We start from the raw sequence: 19462 nt of genomic DNA, 5'->3' as shown, positions 1-19462 counted from the left end.
CCAGTTTAAAGCCTGTTGCAATCTGGTCTTATATTGCTACCGTGTTCCCATCGAGGGAGTGCCAGCGTGCCGATTGATATCCAGGCCCTGAAGAGCGGGTTGATCGTCTCGTGCCAGCCGGTAAAGGGCGGTGCGATGGACAATGCGGTGATGGTCGTCGGCTTTGCGCTCGCTGCCATCGACGGCGGCGCCGCCGGTCTGCGTGTCGAATCCGCCGATTATGTCGCCGCCGTGCGCAAGGCGACGCCGCGGCCGATCATCGGCCTTATCAAGCGCGACCTTGACGACAGCTCGGTGCGCATCACGCCATGGCTGGAAGATGTCGAGGCGCTGGCAGCCGCCGGCGCCGACATCATTGCCTATGACGCCACCCAACGCCCGCGCCCGGTTGCCACCAGGGTACTGGTCGACGCCATTCATGCGCGGGGTCGGCTGGCCATGGCCGATTGTTCCATCATCGCCGACGCTGAGCAGGCGCTGGCGGAAGGTGCCGACATCGTTGGTTCCACCCTTGCCGGCTATACCGGCTCGGTCGAGCCGACCGAACCCGATTTCGCGCTGATCGGTGCGATGCGCCGCTTGACCCCCTATGTGGTTGCCGAAGGCAACATCCGCACCCCGAAACAGGCCTCGCAGGCGCTGGTCGCTGGCGCCTCGATGGTGGTCGTCGGCTCGGCCATCACCCGGCCTGAGCATGTCACCGGTTGGTTCCGCGCCGCCCTCGATGAAACCGTCGCCAAGGCGGGTGCCCGATGGCCGTGAGCGAAGCCGAGACGGTCCTGGCGCTCGACATCGGCGGCACCAAGATGCTGGCCGCGCTTGTCGCGGGCCGCGAGGTCGTCGAAACGTCAAGAATGCCGACACCGGCCGGCGGCAATCCGGACGAATGGCTTGCCGCGCTGTTCGGCGAAATCTCGGCATGGCGGGGGCGCTATCGCAAGGTCGGCGTCGCCGTCAGCGGCGTTGTCGATGACGGGCTCTGGTCGCCGCTCAATCGCCGCACCCTCGACATCCCCGACCGCTTCCCGCTGGTCGCATCCGTCAGGCGCCTCAGCGGCCGCGACGCGGTGCTGGCCGCCAACGACGCCCAGGCTGCCGCCTGGGGCGAGTATTCATACGGAGCAGGGCAGGGCGTCGATATGGTGTTCCTCACCATTTCGACCGGCATCGGCGGCGGCATCGTCGTCAATGGCCGCCTGCTCGGAGGCATGGCCGGAAATTTTGGCCAGTTCCGCGGCCTGGACGAGGCGGCAGGCACGCTGGAGGACAGCGTGACCGGCCGCTGGATGGCGGCCGAGGCGGCGGCTTATCTGCCGGGCGCCACGGCGCGCGACGTCTTCGAGGCGGCAGGCACCCACGACTGGGCAAAGAGCATTGTTACCACCTCGGCCGGCCGCACCGCGGTCCTGTGCCGCAACCTCCAGGTCGCGCTCGACCCAAGGCGCATCGTCATCGGCGGCGGCATCGGGCTGGCGCCCGGCTATCTGGAAGCCGTGCGCGCGGCACTTTCCAGCCTGCCGCTGCGGCTGATGCCGCAGCTCCATGCCGCCACGCTCGGCGAAAGCGCGGGTGTCGTCGGCATCGCCAGCCTTTCAAACCAAGAAGACCAATCGGGAGGAAACTGAAATGACATTCGCAACCATCAGAAAGGGCGGCCTTCTGGCGGCCCTCGTCGCCAGCCTGCTGGCAAGCCCGGCCTTCGCCAAGGTGACCGTGCTGGGCTGGCCAGGCGGTCCCGAGGAGACCGCGCTGCGCGCCGCGGCCGACGCCTACAATGCCAAGGCCGGCGTCGCCGACAAGGACAAGGTCGAACTTCTGTTCTTCAACCGCGACGGCTTCTGGGACAAGCTGCAGGCAGACCTTGCCGCCGGCTCCAAGGCTTTCGACGTCAATCTGCTCGCCACCTACTCGATCGGCCGCTACGCGCCCTTCATGGAGCCGGTCGAACTCTCCGGGGAGGCGAAGTCGGTCTATGGCGACGCCGTGCTGAAGACGATGCAGTTCGACGGCAAGCAGTTTGGCGTGCCCACCGACCTGTCGCTGCACTTCATGTATTATCGCAAGGACCTGATCGACGCCTTGCTGAAGGACGATGCCGCCAAGGCCAGATATGGCGAGATTTCCGAAAAGCTGCTGGGCAAGAAACTGCAACCCAAGGCTCCGGACGAGTGGAACTGGGACGACTACGCCGCGACAGCGCTCTACTTCACCCAGGCCGTGAACCCCGACAGCCCGACCCGCTACGGCACTGTCCTGCAGCTGAAGAACCTCCTGTTCAACATCATGATCTGGCAGTCGGTGCCGCGTGCCTATGGTGGCGACTGGATGGACGCCAGCGGCAAGATCACTGTCAATTCCGACGCCTATCGCAAGGGGTTGGAGATCTACAAGCTGCTCTACGACAACGGCGCCACGCCGCGCGATTCGCTCTCCTATGAATTCGCGGAGGCCAATGCCGCCTATGCCTCCGGCCAGGTGGCGGCGATGCTGCAGTGGAACGCAGCCGCCGGCGATCTGACCAGCAAGGAGAAGTCGCCGGCCGTCGCCGAGGCGACCGAAACCATCGCGCCGCCTACCGGGCCCGCCGGGCGCTTCACCCACATTCACGGCCTCGGCTTCGGCCTCAACAAGAATGCCGAGAACAAGGACGGTGCCAGGGCGTTCCTGAAATGGCTGTCGTCCAAGGAAGCAGCACTCATCTACGCCAGGAACAGCGGCGCGCCGGCGCTGACCCCGGAAGTGGTTTCCGAAGTGGCCAAGGAGCGTCCCGATCTCGTCAAGCTCGGCGACTATGCCGGCAAGTACGGCTACGTCATGACCGGCGGAACCTCGGCGAAGGCGCTCACGGTCTATGAACTGCAGGCCAAGGAATTCACCGGCTACTGGTCCGGCCAGCAGAGCATCGACGATGCGCTGAAGAATGCCGAGAAGGGCATGGCCGAACTCCTCAAATAAACAGGGCCGATGGCGGCGGCCCGTCCGCCGCCGTCGCCGGGACAAACCGGTTCGATGACCACGCTCACGCAACGCGCCCAATCCTCGGAATTCAAGCTGCTGGCGACCCCGCTGGTGCTGTTCCTGCTCGTGTTCCTGGGCTTCCCCGCCGTCGTCAACCTCGTCTATTCGCTGTCCGAGGTTTCCTTCGAAACTCTGCGCCAGCCGCGCCTCACCGGCTTCTCCAACTTCGTCTCTGTGTGGAGCGACGGCGCCTTCTGGCGGGCGACCTGGTTTTCGCTGCGCTTCGGCCTGTTGACCGCTCTGCTCGAATGCGCGCTCGGCCTGTTCCTCGCTATCTTTCTTTCGCCGCTCATCGAAAAGCGCAGCTGGCTCCTCGCCATCCTGATGCTGCCGCTGATGGTGGCGCCGGCGCTCGTCGGCCTGATGTACCGGCTGGTGCTGCACGAGTTCGTCGGTCCGGTGCCCTATTATCTGTGGGCCTATTTCGGCGCGAGTTTTTCCTTCCTGGGACCGGGCTCGGCCTTCTGGATGCTGATCGTCGTCGAAACGCTGCAGTGGACGCCGTTCGCGCTTTTGTTGTTCTACATGGCCTATCAGGCCATCCCGACCGATGTCGTCGAAGCGGCCGCCATGGACGGCACCAACCGGCTGGAGCGGTTGTGGTATATCGAGCTGCCGCTGATGCTGCCCACCATCGCTGTCGCGCTGCTCATTCGCTTCATCGACGGCTTCCGCGTCTTCGACAATGTCTATGTGCTGACCGGCAGCGGACCGGGCGGTTCCACGGCCTCGCTGTCGATCTACATCTACGAGGCCTTCTTCAAGCAAGGCGCCATCGGCAAGGCGGTCGCTGCGTCGGTCATCCTGTTTGTCGTGTCGTTCGCTGTCCTCTATGGCTTGAACGCCTTTGCCGGACGCCGGAAGGGAGCCGCCCGATGATCGCCGCCCTTCGCTGGATCGTTTTCGCGATCGCCGCGCTTGCCATGAACTTTCCGATCCTGGTCACGCTGGTCACCTCGTTCAAGAGCGCCCGCGAACTCTCCACCAATCCGGGTCTGTGGGTCCGCGCGCCGACATTCGACAACTACCTCACCGTCTTCCACGTGTCGGAGCGGCTGAACATCTTCCTCTACCTGGCAAACAGCATGGCGGTCGCCCTGCTGGGCACCGGGCTTGCCGTGGCGCTGGCCCTGCCGGCCGCCTACGCGATTGCCCGGGGTAAGGTCGGCGAGCGCACGCTTTTGCCGCTCATCGTCAATCTGCGCGCCGTGCCGCTCATCATCTTCGCCATCCCGCTCTACATGATGTTCCAGTGGCTGGCGCTGCTCGACACGCGGCTGGGCCTCGGGTTGATCCTGGCCATCGTCAACCTGCCGCTGGCTCTCGTCATCCTGGTCAACGCCATTCGCGACATACCGGCCGAGCTTGACGAAGCCGCGTTGATGGACGGCGCCAGCCGCACGCAGATCCTGTTGCGCATCCTGGCGCCGGTCTGCCGTCCCGCCATCGTCACCAGCCTGATCTTTGGTTTCATCACGGCCTGGAACGAATTCCTGTTCGGACTGATGCTCACCACCTCGAAAGCCGTCCCGATCACCGTCGGCGCCTCCTTCTTCTTCGCCGCCAGCGGCGGCGGCGTGCAATGGGGCGTGGCCTCCGCCGTCATGGTCGTCGGTGCGCTGCCGCCGGTGCTGCTCGGCCTGGTTATGTACCGGCAGATCAGCGGCTCGATGACCGCCGGCGCCGTCAAGGGCTGAGACGGCGGTCGACGGTGTTGTCGCACCATGCGGATCGCTGACCGGCCGGTCTCACCCGGCGCTTACCGTCAGCTCGACGCGGTCGGCCGAGAAACGGGTCTGCGAATACTGGATCGGCCTGCCGTCGCCGTCGACATTGATGCCGCGCGCGACCAGCACGATGGCGCCGGGCGAAAGCTTGAGGTCGCGTGTGTCGGTGTCGTCGGCGTGCCTTGCCTCGATCGTCGTCGAGGCGCGGCGATAGTCGTTGATGCCGGACAGCGCGAGCGCCTCGGTGATCGAGTGTTTTTCCGCGAAGTATGAGGCGATGTCGGGAAACCGCGCGGCGGGAAACCAGGCGGTGGAGCGCGATACCGGCACCCCGTCGGCCAGGCCGCGCATTTCCAGGCGAATGACGTCCTCGCTGGGTCGAAGGTCGAGCGCCGTGGCGATGGTTGCCGTGGCCGGTTCATGGGTATGGCCGAGAAGTTCGATCTGCCGCTCGCGCACCTGGCCCTCCAGCCCAGCGGAAAAGCGCGTCCTTGCGCCGATCGGATAGGTGAGCCGCTTCTGCCGCCGCACATAGGTGCCGCGACCCTGCTCGCTCCGGAGTACGCCTTCGTGGATGAGGGCGGCGATGGCCGCGCGCACCGTGTGTCGGTTCACCCCGAAGCGGGCCGCGAGTTCGGCCTCGGGCGGCAAGCGCCCGTTTTCGTCTTCGAGGCCAGCGCCGATGCCGCGTCGGATCTCGTCGCCGATCTGCCGCCACAGCGCCACGCCGACGCCGCGGTGAAGCGCTGATTTCGCCAAATCCCCCTCCATTGCGATTGCTGTCATCTGCCCGTCATCCAACGGAGCTAAGACAAGTTAAGATATCTAGTTGTCTAGATCAATAGACAAATTTGAGGTCGCTATGAAAATGGATGCCGATCAAGCCGCGAGACGGGACCGCATGGCGGTGCTGGCGCGCTGCAGCACGACAAGGCTGAACGCGCTGTGGGCGACACTCGGGCTGCAGCCGGTCCATACGCCGTTGCGTGGGCCGGAAGCCGGCCTGGTCATGCTGCGTGGCCGCGTCGGCGGCACCGGCGAGCCCTTCAATGTCGGCGAGGCGACCGTCACCCGCGCCAGCATCAAGCTGGAGGACGGCTCGGTCGGCCATGCCATGGCGTTAGGCCGCGATCCGACGAAGGCCAGGCTTTCGGCGATCATCGACGCGCTCTGCCGCAACGCGGCAACGGCCGCGCGTATCGATGCCGAATTGATCGCTCCGATGCGGCGCGAACTCGACGCCGCCGACGAGACGCGTCGTCTCGAGACGGCGGCGACCCGCGTCGATTTTTTCACCATGGTTCGCGGAGAAGACTGATGTTGAGCGAAGCGATCGCCCTCGAAGGCGGGTTCTCCGATCCGGTCCTCAATGCCCAGTCCGTCTTTCGCGCCGTGATGGATGCGATGGCGCGACCCGCCACCATCGTCAAGGTGGATGCCGTGGTGACACCGCCTTCGCCGCTCGGCCGTGCGGCCGGCGCCATCGCCTGCGCGCTGATCGATGCCGACACGCCGTTCTGGCTGGATGCCGCGCTGGCCGAAAGCGCGGCCCTGCGCTCCTGGCTCGCCTTCCACACCGGCGCCCGTGAGATGGCGACGTGCGACGACGTCGCTTTCGCCCTCGTCGGCGCTCCCACCACCATGCCGGCCCTGGAGCGTTTCGCCCAAGGCAGCCAGGAATATCCGGACCGTTCGGCGACGCTGATCCTGCAATTGCCGAGCCTCGAAGGTGGCGCGCCGCTAACCTTCGAAGGGCCGGGCATCCGCGACCGCGTAACGCTCGCGCCGCGCGGCCTGCCAAAGGACTTCGCCCATCAGTGGAGCGCCAATCGCAAGCGTTTCCCGCGCGGCGTCGACCTGATCCTCACCGCGGGCGATGCCATCGCCTGCCTGCCGCGCTCGGCGCGCCTCGTCGAGATGGAGGGCTGATCGATGTATGTTGCAGTCAAGGGCGGCGAAGTTGCCATCGACAATGCCCATCGCCTGTTGGCCGACCGCCGCCGTGGCGACAGGACCGTGCCCGCGCTTACGCTCGACCAGATCGCCGAACAGCTGACCATCGGCGTCGACCGGGTGATGAGTGAAGGTTCGCTCTACGATCGCCGCCTGGCAGCGCTCGCCGTCAAGCAGGCGCGTGGCGACCTCATCGAGGCGATCTTCCTGGTGCGCGCCTACCGCACCACGCTGCCGCGCTTCGGCCACAGCGAACCGGTCGACACCGGCGCCATGCTGGTCGAGCGGCGCGTGTCGGCCTGCTACAAGGATTTGCCGGGCGGACAACTGCTTGGGCCCACCTTCGATTACACGCACCGTCTGCTCGATGAAGAGCTGGAAGGCGATCCCGAAATCGAAAGCGGCATCCTGCGCACCGGGGCCGCCGAGCCCATCGCGCGCGTCGCCGACATTCTGGGACAGGAAGGCCTGATCGAGGAGGACGATGTCCTTGATGCGGCGCTGGAGCCCGGCGACATCAACCAGACCCCGACCGAATTCCCGATGTCGCGCGCCATGCGGTTGCAGTCGCTGTCGCGCGGCGACGAGGGCTTCCTTCTCGCGCTCGGCTATTCGACCCAGCGCGGCTATGCCCGCAGCCATCCCTTTGCCGGTGAAATTCGCATCGGCGAGGTCGATGTCGAAATGTTCATGCCCGAGCTCGGTTTCGCCGTGCCGGTCGGCCGCGTCCAGGTCACCGAATGCCAGATGGTCAACCAATTCAAGGGTTCGGCCAAGGCGCCGCCGCAGTTCACGCGCGGCTACGGCCTCGTCTTCGGGCAATCCGAGCGCAAGGCGATGGCGATGTCGCTGTGTGACCGCGCGCTGCGCGCCGAGGAACTGGGCGAGGACATCGTCGCGCCGCCGCAGGACCAGGAATTCGTGCTGTCGCATTGCGACAACGTCCAGGCCACCGGCTTCGTCGAACATCTGAAACTGCCGCACTATGTCGACTTCCAGGCCGAGCTCGGTCTGGTTCGCACCATGCGCGCCGAATACGAGCAGCGCGAGGCGGCTCTTGAAACAAGGGAGGCCGCCGAATGAACGCGCACACCCAGGCATCCAACTACAACTTCGCCTATCTCGACGAGCAGACTAAGCGCATGATCCGGCGCGCCATCTTGAAGGCGATCGCCGTGCCAGGCTACCAGGTGCCGTTCGCCAGTCGCGAAATGCCGATGCCTTATGGCTGGGGCACTGGCGGCGTGCAGGTGACGGCGTCGATCCTTGGCCCCGACGATGTGCTGAAGGTCATCGACCAGGGCGCCGACGACACCACCAACGCCGTCTCCATCCGCAAGTTCTTCGAGAAGGTCGCGGGCGTCGAGACGACGACCAGCACCGGCGATGCCACCATCATCCAGACCCGCCACCGCATTCCGGAAGCCCCGCTGAAGGAAGGCCAGGTGCTGGTCTACCAGGTGCCGATCCCGGAACCGCTGCGTTTCCTCGAACCGCGCGAGACCGAAACCCGCAAGATGCATGCGCTGGAAGAATACGGCCTCATGCATGTGAAGCTCTACGAGGACATCGCCAAGAATGGCCATATCGCCACCACTTATGCCTATCCGGTCAAGGTCGAGGGCCGCTATGTGATGGACCCGTCGCCGACGCCGAAATTCGACAATCCCAAGATGCATATGTCGGAAGCGTTGCAGCTGTTCGGCGCTGGTCGCGAGAAGCGCATCTACGCCGTGCCGCCTTACACCGAGGTGGTCAGCCTCGACTTCGAGGATCATCCCTTCGAGGTTCAGCGTTTCGACAAGCCCTGCGCGCTGTGCGGCGCCGAGCAGGTCTATCTCGACGAAGTCGTGCTCGACGATCGCGGCGGACGCATGTTCGTCTGCTCCGACACCGACCATTGCGAAAGCCGCCGGGCCGACGGCCATCGCGGCGAACTCTCCGGTGAGGCCCTGTCATGAACGTCGCTGTGAATATCGACCAGCCGAATGTCGAGGTCGGCGACCTGCCGCTGATGTCGGTCAGGTCGGTCAGCAAGCACTACGGCGCCCGCATCGGCTGCGCGGATGTCAATTTTGATATCTGGCCGGGTGAGGTTCTGGCCATCGTCGGCGAGTCCGGCTCCGGCAAGACGACACTGCTCAATTGCATCTCGACCCGCCTGCCGCCAAGCGCTGGCACAGTGTCCTACCGCATGCGCGATGGTGAGATGCGCGACCTCTATGGGCTGGGTGAAGCGGAGCGGCGCCTGCTTTTGCGCACCGACTGGGGCTTCGTGCATCAGAACCCGGCCGACGGACTGCGCATGACGGTTTCGGCCGGCGCCAATGTCGGCGAGCGGCTGATGGCGGTCGGCGACCGCCACTATGGCAATATCCGCGCCACCGCCACCGACTGGCTCGGCCGCGTCGAGATCGATGCCGACCGCATCGACGACCAGCCGCGCGCCTTCTCCGGCGGCATGCGCCAGCGACTGCAGATCGCGCGCAATCTGGTCACCGCGCCGCGCCTGGTCTTCATGGACGAGCCGACCGGCGGCCTCGACGTTTCGGTGCAGGCGCGCCTGCTCGACCTGTTGCGCGGCCTCGTCCACGATCTCGGTCTCGCCGTCATTATCGTCACGCACGACCTCGCCGTCGCCCGCCTTTTGTCGCATCGCATGATGGTGATGAAGGACGGCCGCGTCGTCGAACATGGTCTCACCGACCGTCTGCTCGACGATCCGCAGGCGCCCTACACGCAACTGCTCGTTTCTTCGATCCTGCAAGTCTGAGGCGCGATCATGGCTCCTGTGCTTACCGTTTCCGGTCTCGGCAAGACCTTCATCATGCATCTGCGCGGCGGCATCGAGCTGCCGGTGATCGCGGACGCGGCATTTGTGCTGGAAGGCGGCAAATGCGCCGTGCTCGGCGGCCCGTCCGGCGCCGGCAAGAGCTCGATCCTCAAAATGCTTTACGGCAACTACGCCGTGAACGAAGGCGGCATCGAGATCCTGCATCGCGGCCAAATCGTCGATCTGGCATCGGCCGCGCCGCGCACCGTGCTCGAAATTCGCCGCGAAACCATCGGCTATGTCAGCCAGTTCCTGCGTGTCGTGCCACGGGTCAGCGCGCTCGACATCGTCGCCGAACCGATGGTGGAACGCGGCACCGATCGCCGCAAGGCCGCCGACAGGGCAGGCGAATTGCTGAGCCGTCTCAATTTGCCGGAACGCCTGTGGGCTCTGCCGCCCGCAACCTTCTCCGGCGGCGAGCAGCAGCGCGTCAACATCGCACGCGGCTTCATCATCGGGCACCCGGTGCTGCTGCTCGATGAACCGACTGCATCGCTCGACGCGACCAACCGCGCCGTGGTCGTCGACATGATCGCGGAGAAGAAGCAGGCCGGAGTGGCCTTGCTTGGCATCTTCCACGACACCGACGTGCGCAATGCCGTGGCCGACGTCATCATCGACGTGACCGGTTTCGCGCCCGACAAAAAGGCCGCCTGACCATGACTCGCCTGTCGGAAACGCCGCTGATCGACCCGACCGCGCAGCTGGAGAACTGCACGCTCGGCCGCTACACCGAAGTGGCGGAGGGCTGCCGTCTAGTCGAGACCGAGATCGGCGACTACTCCTACATCATGCCGAACGGCCAGACCTGGTGCGTGACGATCGGCAAGTTCGCCAACATCGCCGCCTCTGTGCGCATCAACGCCACCCATCATCCGATGTCGCGCGCCACGCTGCATCACATCACCTACCGCGCCGGCGACTATTTCGAGGATGCCGCGCACGAGGACGACTTCTTTGCCGCCCGCCGCGCCCGCCGGGTGACGATCGGCCACGACACCTGGATCGGCCATGGCGCCACCATCCTGCCGGGCGTCACCATCGGCGATGGTGCGGTGGTCGGCTCCGGAGCCGTCGTCACCAGGGATGTCGCGCCTTACACGATCGTCGGCGGCGTGCCGGCTAAGCTTATCCGCGAGCGTTTTCCCGTCGACGTCGCTCGGCGCATGCAGGCTTTGGCCTGGTGGGACTGGGACCATGCCGCGCTGCGCGCCGCGCTCGACGATTTCCGTGATCTCAGCGCCGAGGCGTTCCTCGACCGGTATGAAGGCCGGTCCGGCCACCAGATATCCGTGAATGGTCATGGAGCTGACATGAACGGTACATCCGACCGTCATCGAGAAGCGGTAACCGGATAACGAATTTGGGCGCGCCTTCGGCCGCAGGCCGGAGGCTGAGCCACGGCAAGCAACATGCGTGCATCGACGACCACTCCAGGGCCGAGGCCCGAAGCAGGAGCGATTTCATGAACGCCATTTCCGTACGCAACCTGTCGAAAGCCTTCGGCAAGAAGCGCGCGCTCGACAATGTCTCCATCGACATCGCCAAGGGCGAGATGGTGGCGCTGATCGGCGCTTCCGGCTCCGGCAAGTCGACGCTGCTGCGTCACATCTGCGGGCTGGAGACCGGCCAGTCGGGCTCGAGCACTATCGAGATCTTCGGCGCGGGCCTGCAGGCCAACGGCCGCCTGTCGAACGGCGCGCGTGACCTTCGGCGCAACATCGGCGTCATCTTCCAGCAGTTCAATCTGGTCGGCCGGCTGTCGGTCCTGTCCAATGTGCTGGTCGGCAATCTCGGCCGCATTCCGGTCTGGCGCGGCACGCTCGGCCTGTTCTCTTCCGAGGAAAAGCGGCTGGCTCGCGAGGCGTTGGCCAAGGTCGGCATTCCGGAAGTCGCTTGGCAGCGCGCCTCGACATTGTCCGGCGGCCAGCAGCAGCGTGCGGCAATCGCCCGCACTCTGGTGCAGCGCGCGAACATCCTGCTCGCCGACGAGCCGATCGCTTCGCTCGACCCGTCCTCGGCCCGCCGTGTCATGGAAGTGCTGGCCGGCGTCAACCGCGAGAACGGCATCACCTGCGTGGTATCGCTGCATCAGGTTGAATATGCGCGCCGCTATTGCCCGCGCACCATTGCGCTGAAGGACGGCCGCGTCGTGTTCGATGGCCCATCCACCATGCTCACCCACAAGACGCTGGTCGAACTCTACGGCTCGAACTCCGAAGAGTTGATCCTGCCCGAAGCTGTTCCGGACTTCGTGCCCGACTACACCCAGCCGGAACCTGCAACCGCCAAGAGCCCGGACCTGGCGCCGGCCTTCGCCTGACAAGAACCCAACAGGAGACGTTGACATGAACATTGTGCTCAAGGCCATCGCCGCCACGGCGATCGCCTTCACTCTGACCTGTGCCGCCTATGCCGAGGAAGTCAATTTCGGCATCATCTCGACCGAGTCCCAGCAGAACCTCAAGCCGAAATGGGAACCCTTCCTCGCCGACATGAAGAAGGAAACCGGCCTCGACGTGAAGCCGTTCTTCGCGTCCGACTATGCCGGCGTCATCGAAGGCATGCGCTTCGGCAAGGTGCAGATGGCCTGGTACGGCAACAAGTCGGCCATGGAAGCCGTCGATCGCGCCGACGGCGAGATCTTCGCCCAGACCGTCTCCGTCGACGGCAATCCCGGCTACTGGTCGCTGATCCTGGCGCCGAAGGACAGCAAGCTGAACACGGTCGAAGACCTGTTGAAGTGCGACAAGACGCTGAACTTCGGCCTCGGCGACCCGAACTCGACCTCCGGCTTCCTGGTGCCGACCACCTTCGTGTTCGCCGCCAACAAGATCGACCCGAAGGCCTGCTTCAAGACGCTGACCAACGCCAACCATGAAACCAACGCCATGGCCGTTGCCAACGGCCAGCTCGACGCTGCCGCCAACAACACCGAGAACATGGCCCTCATCGAGAAGAACCAGCCGGAAGCCTTCAAGAAGATCAAGATCATCTGGAAGTCGCCGCTGATCCCGTCCGATCCGCTGGTCTGGCGCAAGGACCTGCCCAAGGAAGCCAAGGACAAGATCAAGAACTTCATCCTGACCTACGGCACCGACAAGTCGAAGGGCGACGTCGCCAAGGAGAAGGCGGTTCTGGCCGGCCTGCAGTGGGCGCCGTTCCACGCCTCGACCAACGACCAGCTCCTGCCGATCCGCGTGATGGAACTGACCAAGGCCAAGGCCAAGGTCGAAGCCGACGCCAATCTCTCCGAAGCCGACAAGAAGGCCAAGATCGCGAAGATCGAAGCCGAGAAGGCCGGCTACGAAGCCAAGATCAAGGCCAACGGCCAGAGCTGATCGGCCTCAGGGCCGTCGATAGCCTCAACCCCAACGCCGGCCGGCTCATCGGCCGGCGTGCCCAGCGAGTACCACGATGACGCAATCGACCCATATTGGCGAAGCCACCAAACCACGTCCCGAGGTCGGGCGTGACTGGACCCGCGACGCCTGGACCGCCGTCACCTGGATCAGCCTGGCCTTGCTCCTGATCTGGAGCTGGGCGCCGGCCGAGATGTCCCGTTGGACCTATCTTTTCACCGACGCCGGCAACATGGCGCAATACGCCTCAGGCTTCGCACGGCCGAATTTCGGCGAATGGCGCTACTATTTCCAGGAAATGCTGGTCACCATCCAGATCGCGCTGTGGGGCACCTTCCTCGCGGCGGTGCTGGCGGTTCCCTTCGGCATCCTGTCCGCTTCCAACATGGCGCCCTGGTACATCGTCCAGCCGGTTCGGCGCCTGATGGATATGTTCCGTTCGATCCACGAGCTCGTTTATGCGGTGCTGTTCGTGGTCGCCGTCGGCCTCGGCCCGTTCGCCGGCGTCATGGCGCTGTTCATCCACACCACCGGCATCCTCGCAAAGCTGTTTTCGGAAGCCGTCGAGGCGATCGATCCGCGTCCGGTCGAGGCCATCCGCGCCACCGGCGCCACGCGCCTGCAGGAAGTGGTCTTCGGCGTGGTGCCGCAGGTTCTGCCGCTGTGGCTGTCCTTTGCGCTCTATCGCTTCGAATCCAACGTGCGGGCAGCCACCGTGCTCGGCGTCATCGGCGCTGGCGGCATCGGCCAGGTGCTCTTTGAATCCATCCGCGGCTTCTACTATCCCGAAGCGGCCGCCATGCTCATCATCATGCTGGTCACGGTGTCGCTGATCGACGTCATCTCGCAGCAGCTGCGCAAGTTGTTCCTGTGATGCGCTACGCCGTCTATTTCACCCCTCCGCAGGACGATGCACTGACGCAAACCGCCGGCGACTGGCTGGGACGCGACGCGTTTTCAGGCGAAAAGCGCGAGACACCCTCATTCAACGGTTTGCCGGCTCACGAAATCGCCGGGCTCGTCGGCGACCCGTGCCGCTACGGTTTCCACGGCACCATCGTGGCGCCGTTTCAGCTGGCCGATGGAGTTGGCCTGGCTGAGCTCGAGCTCAGCTTCGAGCGTTTCTGCCGGCAGACGGCACCCTTCAGCATCGAGAGGCTTCGGGTCGGGCAATTGGGGTCGTTCCTGGCGCTGTTGCCGACGGCGCCGGAATACCAGCTCGCGGCCTTCGCCGCCGACGCTGTCCTGCATTTCGCGTCGGTCAGGGCGCCGCTGTCGGAAGCCGAGATCGAGCGGCGCAATCCATCGGGCCTCACCCCGCGCCAGGCCGCCTATCTCAGGCGCCATGGCTATCCCTATGTGATGGACGAATTCCGCTTCCACATGACGCTGACCGAGCGGCTGCCGGCCGAGACGCTGTCGCGCGTGTTGCCGGTTCTGGAAAGCCATTTCACGCCCTTCACCGCGCGCCCGTTCCCCGTGGAGGGCTTGGCACTGTTCGTGGAGCCGGAGCCCGGCGCGCCCTTCACCGTGCATTCCTACCGGCGGCTGCGGCCGCTCGAAACCAGAAAGTCCGCCTGAGATGTCCCAAGAGATCGTTTTGAAGAATGCGCGCATCGTCCTCGAAGACGAGATCGTCAACGGGGCGCTTGTGCTGCGCGGCGGCAAGATCGCGTCGATCGATACCGGTATCGTCTCGGCGGGCGAGGATTGCGAAGGCGACTATGTGATCCCAGGCCTGGTCGAACTCCATACCGATCATCTCGAATCCCATTATTCGCCGCGCCCCGGCGTGCGCTGGGACTCGATCGCCGCCCTCCAGGCGCATGACGCGCAGGTGGTGGCTTCCGGCATCACCACTGTCTTCGACTGCCTGCGTCTCGGTTCCGACGAGGATGGCGGTTTCCAGAAGGGCGAGATGCGTGTCATCGCCGACGCCATCGAGGTGGCAGTCGCCGAGGACAGGCTGCGCGCCAGCCATCTGATCCACCTGCGCTGCGAGGTTTCGGCGGCCGATGTGCTCGACCAGTTCGAGGATTTCGACACCGACAATTTCGTGCGGCTCGCCTCGTTGATGGACCATGCGCCGGGCCAGCGCCAGTTCCAGACGCTCGAGCAGTACGCGCTCTACTACAAGACCAAGCGCGGGCTGGACGACGCGGCCTTCGAGCGCTTCATGGCCAAGCGCGTCGCCGCCTCGCAGAAGTATTCCGCCGCGCATCGCAAGACGATTGCCGATGCCTGCGCCGGACGCGGCATCGCCATCGCCAGCCATGACGACGCTACTGTCGAACATGTCGAGGAATCGATTGCCTTCGGTGTAAAGCTGGCCGAATTCCCGACCAGCATGGAAGCGGCCAGGGCATCGCATGAGGCTGGCATTTCGGTGATGATGGGCGCGCCCAACATCGTGCGTGGCAAGTCGCATTCCGGCAATATTGCGGCGCGCGAATTGGCCGAGGCCGGCGTGCTCGACGTGCTCTCGTCCGACTATGTGCCGTTCAGCCTCATGCAGGCGCCGTTCATCCTGGCCGACGGCCCGCAGGGCAGGCCCCTCAACGAAACGGTCCGTCTCGTCACGGCGGCCCCGGCGCGCACGGTGGGCCTGACCGACCGTGGCCGCATCGCGCCCGGTCTGCGCGGCGATGTCGTGCGCGTGCGCCACAACAAGGGCGTGCCGGTGGTGCGCTCGGTCTGGCGCGAGGGCCGGCGCGTTGCCTGATCCCGTGTCGGGTTCCCGGGGTTCGCCCGGCAGGCTCATTATCGTCGTCGGCCCGAGCGGCTCCGGCAAGGACAGCGTTCTTGGCTATGCCCGCGAGCGCCTGACTGAGCGAAGCGACATCCTGTTCGTCCGCCGCATCGTTACGCGCCCGGCGACCGCCGACGCCGAGGACCATGACAGCCTGAACGAGACCGATTTCGCGGAAGCCGCGCGGGCAGGGCGCTTTGCTGTCAGCTGGCAGGCGAACGGGCTGAGCTATGCGTTGCCGCGTACCGTGCTCGACCATGTCGAACGCGGCGGCACCGCCGTCGCCAACGGCTCGCGTGGAGCGCTCGACGACATCCGCGCCGCCTTTGCCAATGTCATCGTGGCGGGCCTGACCGCCCGGCCGGAAATCATCGCGGCCCGGCTTGCGTCGCGTGGACGCGAGACCGCCGAGGACATTCAGCGCCGCGTCGAGCGCGGCCTGAAGCTCGGCGCCTACGGCCAGGACATCACCATCGACAACAGCGCCGAGCTTCACCTCGCCGGCGAGGCGCTGGTCTCGATCATCGTCAGCCGGTTGTCTCTGGCGTCCTGAAGGGGCGGCGGCCGGCTTCAACGATCCCGCAGGATCATTTCCGACGCTTTTTCGGCGATCATGACGACGGGCGAATTGGTGTTGCCCGACACGATGGTCGGCATGATCGAGGCATCGACGACGCGCAGGCTGGTCAGGCCGTGCACGCGCAGCCTGGCGTCGACCACCGCCATCGCGTCCGAGCCCATCTTGGCTGTGCCGACCGGGTGGAAGATCGTTGTGGCGATGTCGCCCACCTTGCGCACCAGGTCCTCATGGCCGGTGAATTGCGGACCGGGCAGCATTTCTTCCGGTTCGAAACGGGCAATGGCCTTTGTCCGCATCAGGCGCCGCGCATGCTCTATCGAAGCGACCGCCACGTGCCGGTCGCCCTCGGTCGAGAGATAGTTCGGGCGTATCTTCGCCATCTCCCTGGCGTCGGCGCTTTCCATGTGGACCGTGCCCCGGCTTTCGGGCCTCAGATTGCAGACAGAGACCGTCACGGCCGGGAAGCGGTGCAGCGGTTCGCCCAGCCGGTCGGTCGAGAGCGGCTGCACGTGATATTCGAGATCCGGCGTCGCCAGCCGCGCATCAGAGCGCGCGAAGATGCCAAGCTGGCTCGGCGCCATCGACAGCGGCCCGCTGCGCCACAGCGCGTATTCCGCGCCCATGGCCGCGCGGCGCAGGAGGTTGTGGTAGCGCTGGTTCAGCGTGTCGGCGTTCTTCACCTTGAACACGGTGCGGATCTGCAGATGGTCTTGCAGGTTCTCGCCGACGCCGGGCAGCGCGTGTCGAACCTCGATCCCCAGCCGCGACAAAAGCTCCGGCTGGCCGACGCCGGACAGTTCGAGGATTTTTGGCGAGTTGATGGCGCCGGCGGCAAGCAGGGTCTCGCCGGCTTTCGCGACATGCAGGCCGCCTTCATGGCGGAAGACGACGCCGGTCACCCGGCGGCCGTCGAACTCCAGCCTCTCGGTTTCGGCGCCGGTCAGTACGCGCAGATTAGGGCGATTGGCGATGCCGCTCAGGAACGCCTTGGAGGTATTCCAGCGCACACCCTTCTTCTGGTTGACCTCGAAATAGCCGGAGCCCTCATTGGTACCGGCGTTGAAATCCTCGGTGCGCGGAATGCCGAGTTCTTCCGCACCGTCGCGGAAGGCGTCGAGGATCGGCCATGACAGGCGCTGCTTTTCCACCCGCCACTCACCGCCGGCGCCGTGCATCGCGCCGGCGCCGCCATGATAGTCCTCCGACTTGCGGAAATAGGGCACCACATCGTCCCAACCCCAGCCGGCATTGCCTGCCTGGCGCCAGCCGTCATAGTCGGCCGCCTGGCCGCGCATGTAGATCATGCCGTTGATGGAAGAGCAGCCGCCCAGCACCTTGCCGCGCGGATAGTTGAGGCTGCGTCCGTTGAGGCCGGCGTCCGGCTCGGTCTTCATCAGCCAGTCGGTGCGCGGATTGCCCATGCAATAGAGATAGCCGATCGGGATATCGACCCAGTGGTAGCGGTCGCTGCCGCCGGCCTCGAGCAAAAGCACCTTGTTACGCGGGTCGGCCGACAGACGGTTGGCCAGCACGCAGCCGGCCGAACCGGCGCCGACGATCACATAGTCGAATTCGCCGAACGGAGCGGGGCTGGTCACGACTGCGCCTGCATCTGAGCGATCCGTTCCCACATCGGGCTCATCGCCTGGTTGATCTCGCCATAGAGTTGGTAGCGCGCGGCATAGGCTTGGGCAATCGCGCCATTAGGCGCATAGCGGCGCGCCGCCGACGTCATCGCCGTGGCACCGGCGGCAAAGTCAGGGAAGATGCCGACACCGGTTCCGGCCGCGATGGCCGCGCCCAGGGCGCCGGTTTCGCGGCTTCGTGCCACGGTCACGGGCACGCCCAGCACATCGGCGAAGATCTGTGCCCATACGGCGCTGCGCGAGCCGCCGCCGGAAAGCACTGCCTCATCGAAGCCTGCACCGGCGCGGGTGAGCGTCTCGATATGGCGTTTGTGCTCGAAGACGACGCCTTCGAACAGCGCTCGCAGCATATGCGCGCGCCCGTGCCAGCCGGCGATGCCGTAGAAGCCGGCACGGGCCCGCCCGTTTTTCTGCGAGCCGTAGAGGAACGGGTGGTAGATCGGCACATCGCCGGCCGGATCGACCGAGGCGACCAGTTCGCTGGCGTGTTCGAATGGGGATTTTCCGTGGCCGGCCTCGTGTTCGAGGAATTCGCGCGCGATCCATTCGAGATTGGCGGCCGAGGTGGCGCTGGATTCGATTGCCAGATAGCGCTTGGGATCGAAGGTCGACAGCATGAAGATCGACGGATCGCGGATCGGCTCATCAGTGATGACCTGGTTGATGCTCCAGGTGCCGGCAATGATCGATGCGGCACCGGTGCGCGTCACGCCCGAGCCGACGGCGCTGGCCACCACGTCGAACAGGCCGGCCACCACGGGCGTACCCGCCTTCAGACCGGTCAGTGCTGCGACCTCCGGCGTGATATGGCCGGCGATCTCGGCGGATTCCAGCGCCGGCGGCAAAAGGTCCATGCAGTCGTTGAGGCCATAGGCGGCCAGCAGCTCCTGCTCATAACGACGTGCCGGCATCGACAAGAGCCCGCAGCCGGACATGTCGGTGGTGTCGCTCGACCGCGCTCCGGTCAACCGGTTGACGACGAAATCCTTGCACAGGAACACGGTGCCGATCCGGTCGAACAGGTCCGGTTCGAAGCGCTTGATCCAGGCGAGCAGCGTCGGCGTTTGCGCCGCCCATGGCTGCTGCAGGCAGTAGGGATAGGTGCGGTCGCCGACATTTTCGCCGGCCCATTCGGCGACGATGCCGACGCCGCGTGTGTCGAGCGACTGGATGCCGATCAGCGGCGCGCCGTCGCGGTCCAGCGCGTAGAGCCCGTTGCCGTGTCCGGCGCAGCCGATCGCGGCGATATCGCCGGCGTCGATGCCTGCTTCATCGATGCAGCGGCGGATCACCGTGACGGCATTGGCCCAGAGTTCGTTGAGATCGCGCTCGACATGGCCGGGTTTCGGCATCGACGAGCGGCCGTCGAGCGCGGCCATCGCCAGCTCCCGCCCGGCCGTGTCGAAGATGATGGCCTTGATGACGGTATTGCCGGCATCGAGGCCCAGTATGTAATTACCCATCAATCTCCTCCCGAAGTGTGCCGAGGACACTAACGTCCGACGTTTTCCCTTACCGGCCGCTTCGCGCTGTGTTCCCTTCTCCCCTTGCGGGAGAAGGTGGATCGGCGCGCAGCGTCGAGACGGATGAGGGG

The 19462-nt window shown here is 65.4% G+C and carries 19 protein-coding genes and 1 pseudogene; 17 read left to right on the top strand and 3 right to left on the bottom strand.

Annotation, left to right across the window (positions count from 1 at the left end; genetic code table 11):
* The first annotated feature begins 135 nt into the window (after window positions 1-135).
* The 4 genes and pseudogenes from FZF13_RS29120 (at window position 136) to FZF13_RS03300 (ending at window position 4715) form a co-directional block, all read left to right on the top strand.
* A pseudogene (locus FZF13_RS29120) lies at window positions 136-1625 on the top strand (putative N-acetylmannosamine-6-phosphate 2-epimerase).
* A 1-nt stretch (window position 1626) separates the two neighbouring features.
* The gene (locus tag FZF13_RS03310; RefSeq protein ID WP_024927033.1) at window positions 1627-2955 is read left to right on the top strand and encodes an extracellular solute-binding protein; all 1329 of its coding nucleotides are present in this window, start codon (window positions 1627-1629) and stop codon (window positions 2953-2955) included.
* A 54-nt stretch (window positions 2956-3009) separates the two neighbouring features.
* On the top strand, window positions 3010-3897 hold the full coding sequence (locus FZF13_RS03305) for a carbohydrate ABC transporter permease (protein ID WP_024927032.1): 888 nt from the start codon (window positions 3010-3012) through the stop codon (window positions 3895-3897).
* The gene (locus FZF13_RS03300) at window positions 3894-4715 is read left to right on the top strand and encodes a carbohydrate ABC transporter permease (RefSeq protein WP_024927031.1); all 822 of its coding nucleotides are present in this window, start codon (window positions 3894-3896) and stop codon (window positions 4713-4715) included. Before FZF13_RS03305 ends, FZF13_RS03300 begins: the two co-directional genes overlap by 4 nt.
* A 51-nt stretch (window positions 4716-4766) precedes the next feature.
* Here FZF13_RS03300 and phnF read toward each other — a convergent pair whose 3' ends face one another.
* A complete protein-coding gene (gene phnF / locus FZF13_RS03295; protein WP_373426391.1) occupies window positions 4767-5531 on the bottom strand; it encodes a phosphonate metabolism transcriptional regulator PhnF in 765 nt (254 codons plus the stop codon).
* A gap of 82 nt (window positions 5532-5613) precedes the next feature.
* On the opposite strand from phnF, the gene phnG reads away from it, so the two are divergent.
* The 13 genes from phnG (at window position 5614) to phnN (ending at window position 16195) form a co-directional block, all read left to right on the top strand.
* Window positions 5614-6063 (top strand): phosphonate C-P lyase system protein PhnG, encoded by a 450-nt coding sequence (gene phnG, locus FZF13_RS03290; RefSeq protein WP_137901938.1) that lies wholly within the window; start codon window positions 5614-5616, stop codon window positions 6061-6063.
* Window positions 6063-6674 carry a phosphonate C-P lyase system protein PhnH gene (gene phnH, locus FZF13_RS03285; RefSeq protein ID WP_024927028.1) on the top strand — a complete coding sequence of 204 codons (612 nt, stop codon included), beginning with the start codon at window positions 6063-6065 and terminating at the stop codon, window positions 6672-6674. The genes phnG and phnH overlap by 1 nt, the downstream gene beginning before the upstream one ends.
* A gap of 3 nt (window positions 6675-6677) precedes the next feature.
* Window positions 6678-7781 (top strand): carbon-phosphorus lyase complex subunit, encoded by a 1104-nt coding sequence (locus FZF13_RS03280; RefSeq protein ID WP_024927027.1) that lies wholly within the window; start codon window positions 6678-6680, stop codon window positions 7779-7781.
* A complete protein-coding gene (locus FZF13_RS03275) occupies window positions 7778-8659 on the top strand; it encodes an alpha-D-ribose 1-methylphosphonate 5-phosphate C-P-lyase PhnJ (RefSeq protein ID WP_024927026.1) in 882 nt (293 codons plus the stop codon). Before FZF13_RS03280 ends, FZF13_RS03275 begins: the two co-directional genes overlap by 4 nt.
* Before the next feature lie 53 nt (window positions 8660-8712).
* A complete protein-coding gene (gene phnK / locus FZF13_RS03270) occupies window positions 8713-9471 on the top strand; it encodes a phosphonate C-P lyase system protein PhnK (RefSeq protein WP_036254231.1) in 759 nt (252 codons plus the stop codon).
* A 9-nt stretch (window positions 9472-9480) separates the two neighbouring features.
* Complete coding sequence (gene phnL / locus FZF13_RS03265; protein ID WP_024927024.1) at window positions 9481-10188, top strand: phosphonate C-P lyase system protein PhnL; 708 nt, start codon at window positions 9481-9483, stop codon at window positions 10186-10188.
* A 2-nt stretch (window positions 10189-10190) separates the two neighbouring features.
* Window positions 10191-10889, top strand: a complete 699-nt coding sequence (locus FZF13_RS03260; RefSeq protein ID WP_024927023.1) for a DapH/DapD/GlmU-related protein — start codon at window positions 10191-10193, stop codon at window positions 10887-10889.
* 107 nt (window positions 10890-10996) lie between these two features.
* On the top strand, window positions 10997-11854 hold the full coding sequence (phnC, locus tag FZF13_RS03255; RefSeq protein ID WP_024927022.1) for a phosphonate ABC transporter ATP-binding protein: 858 nt from the start codon (window positions 10997-10999) through the stop codon (window positions 11852-11854).
* Window positions 11855-11879: 25 nt separating this feature from the next.
* On the top strand, window positions 11880-12872 hold the full coding sequence (gene phnD, locus FZF13_RS03250) for a phosphonate ABC transporter substrate-binding protein (protein WP_024927021.1): 993 nt from the start codon (window positions 11880-11882) through the stop codon (window positions 12870-12872).
* A 76-nt stretch (window positions 12873-12948) separates the two neighbouring features.
* A complete protein-coding gene (phnE, locus tag FZF13_RS03245; RefSeq protein WP_024927020.1) occupies window positions 12949-13767 on the top strand; it encodes a phosphonate ABC transporter, permease protein PhnE in 819 nt (272 codons plus the stop codon).
* Window positions 13767-14474, top strand: coding sequence for a DUF1045 domain-containing protein (locus FZF13_RS03240; RefSeq protein ID WP_024927019.1), 708 nt, complete (start codon window positions 13767-13769; stop codon window positions 14472-14474). The genes phnE and FZF13_RS03240 overlap by 1 nt, the downstream gene beginning before the upstream one ends.
* Window position 14475: 1 nt before the next feature.
* Window positions 14476-15615 (top strand): alpha-D-ribose 1-methylphosphonate 5-triphosphate diphosphatase, encoded by a 1140-nt coding sequence (locus FZF13_RS03235; RefSeq protein WP_024927018.1) that lies wholly within the window; start codon window positions 14476-14478, stop codon window positions 15613-15615.
* Entirely contained in the window at window positions 15608-16195 is a 588-nt protein-coding gene (gene phnN / locus FZF13_RS03230) for a phosphonate metabolism protein/1,5-bisphosphokinase (PRPP-forming) PhnN (RefSeq protein WP_036254131.1), read from the top strand. The genes FZF13_RS03235 and phnN overlap by 8 nt, the downstream gene beginning before the upstream one ends.
* A gap of 17 nt (window positions 16196-16212) precedes the next feature.
* Here phnN and FZF13_RS03225 read toward each other — a convergent pair whose 3' ends face one another.
* Together FZF13_RS03225 and FZF13_RS03220 are read right to left on the bottom strand one after the other, a co-directional pair.
* Entirely contained in the window at window positions 16213-17820 is a 1608-nt protein-coding gene (locus FZF13_RS03225) for a GMC family oxidoreductase (protein WP_024927016.1), read from the bottom strand.
* Entirely contained in the window at window positions 17817-19331 is a 1515-nt protein-coding gene (locus FZF13_RS03220; RefSeq protein ID WP_024927015.1) for an FGGY-family carbohydrate kinase, read from the bottom strand. The genes FZF13_RS03225 and FZF13_RS03220 overlap by 4 nt, the downstream gene beginning before the upstream one ends.
* Between the last annotated feature and the right edge of the window lie 131 nt (window positions 19332-19462).

This window comes from Mesorhizobium terrae (assembly GCF_008727715.1).
GTDB lineage: Bacteria > Pseudomonadota > Alphaproteobacteria > Rhizobiales > Rhizobiaceae > Mesorhizobium > Mesorhizobium terrae.
The sequence above is the reverse complement of the archived record's forward strand: the minus strand, read 5'-3'. Positions and strand labels throughout refer to the sequence as shown.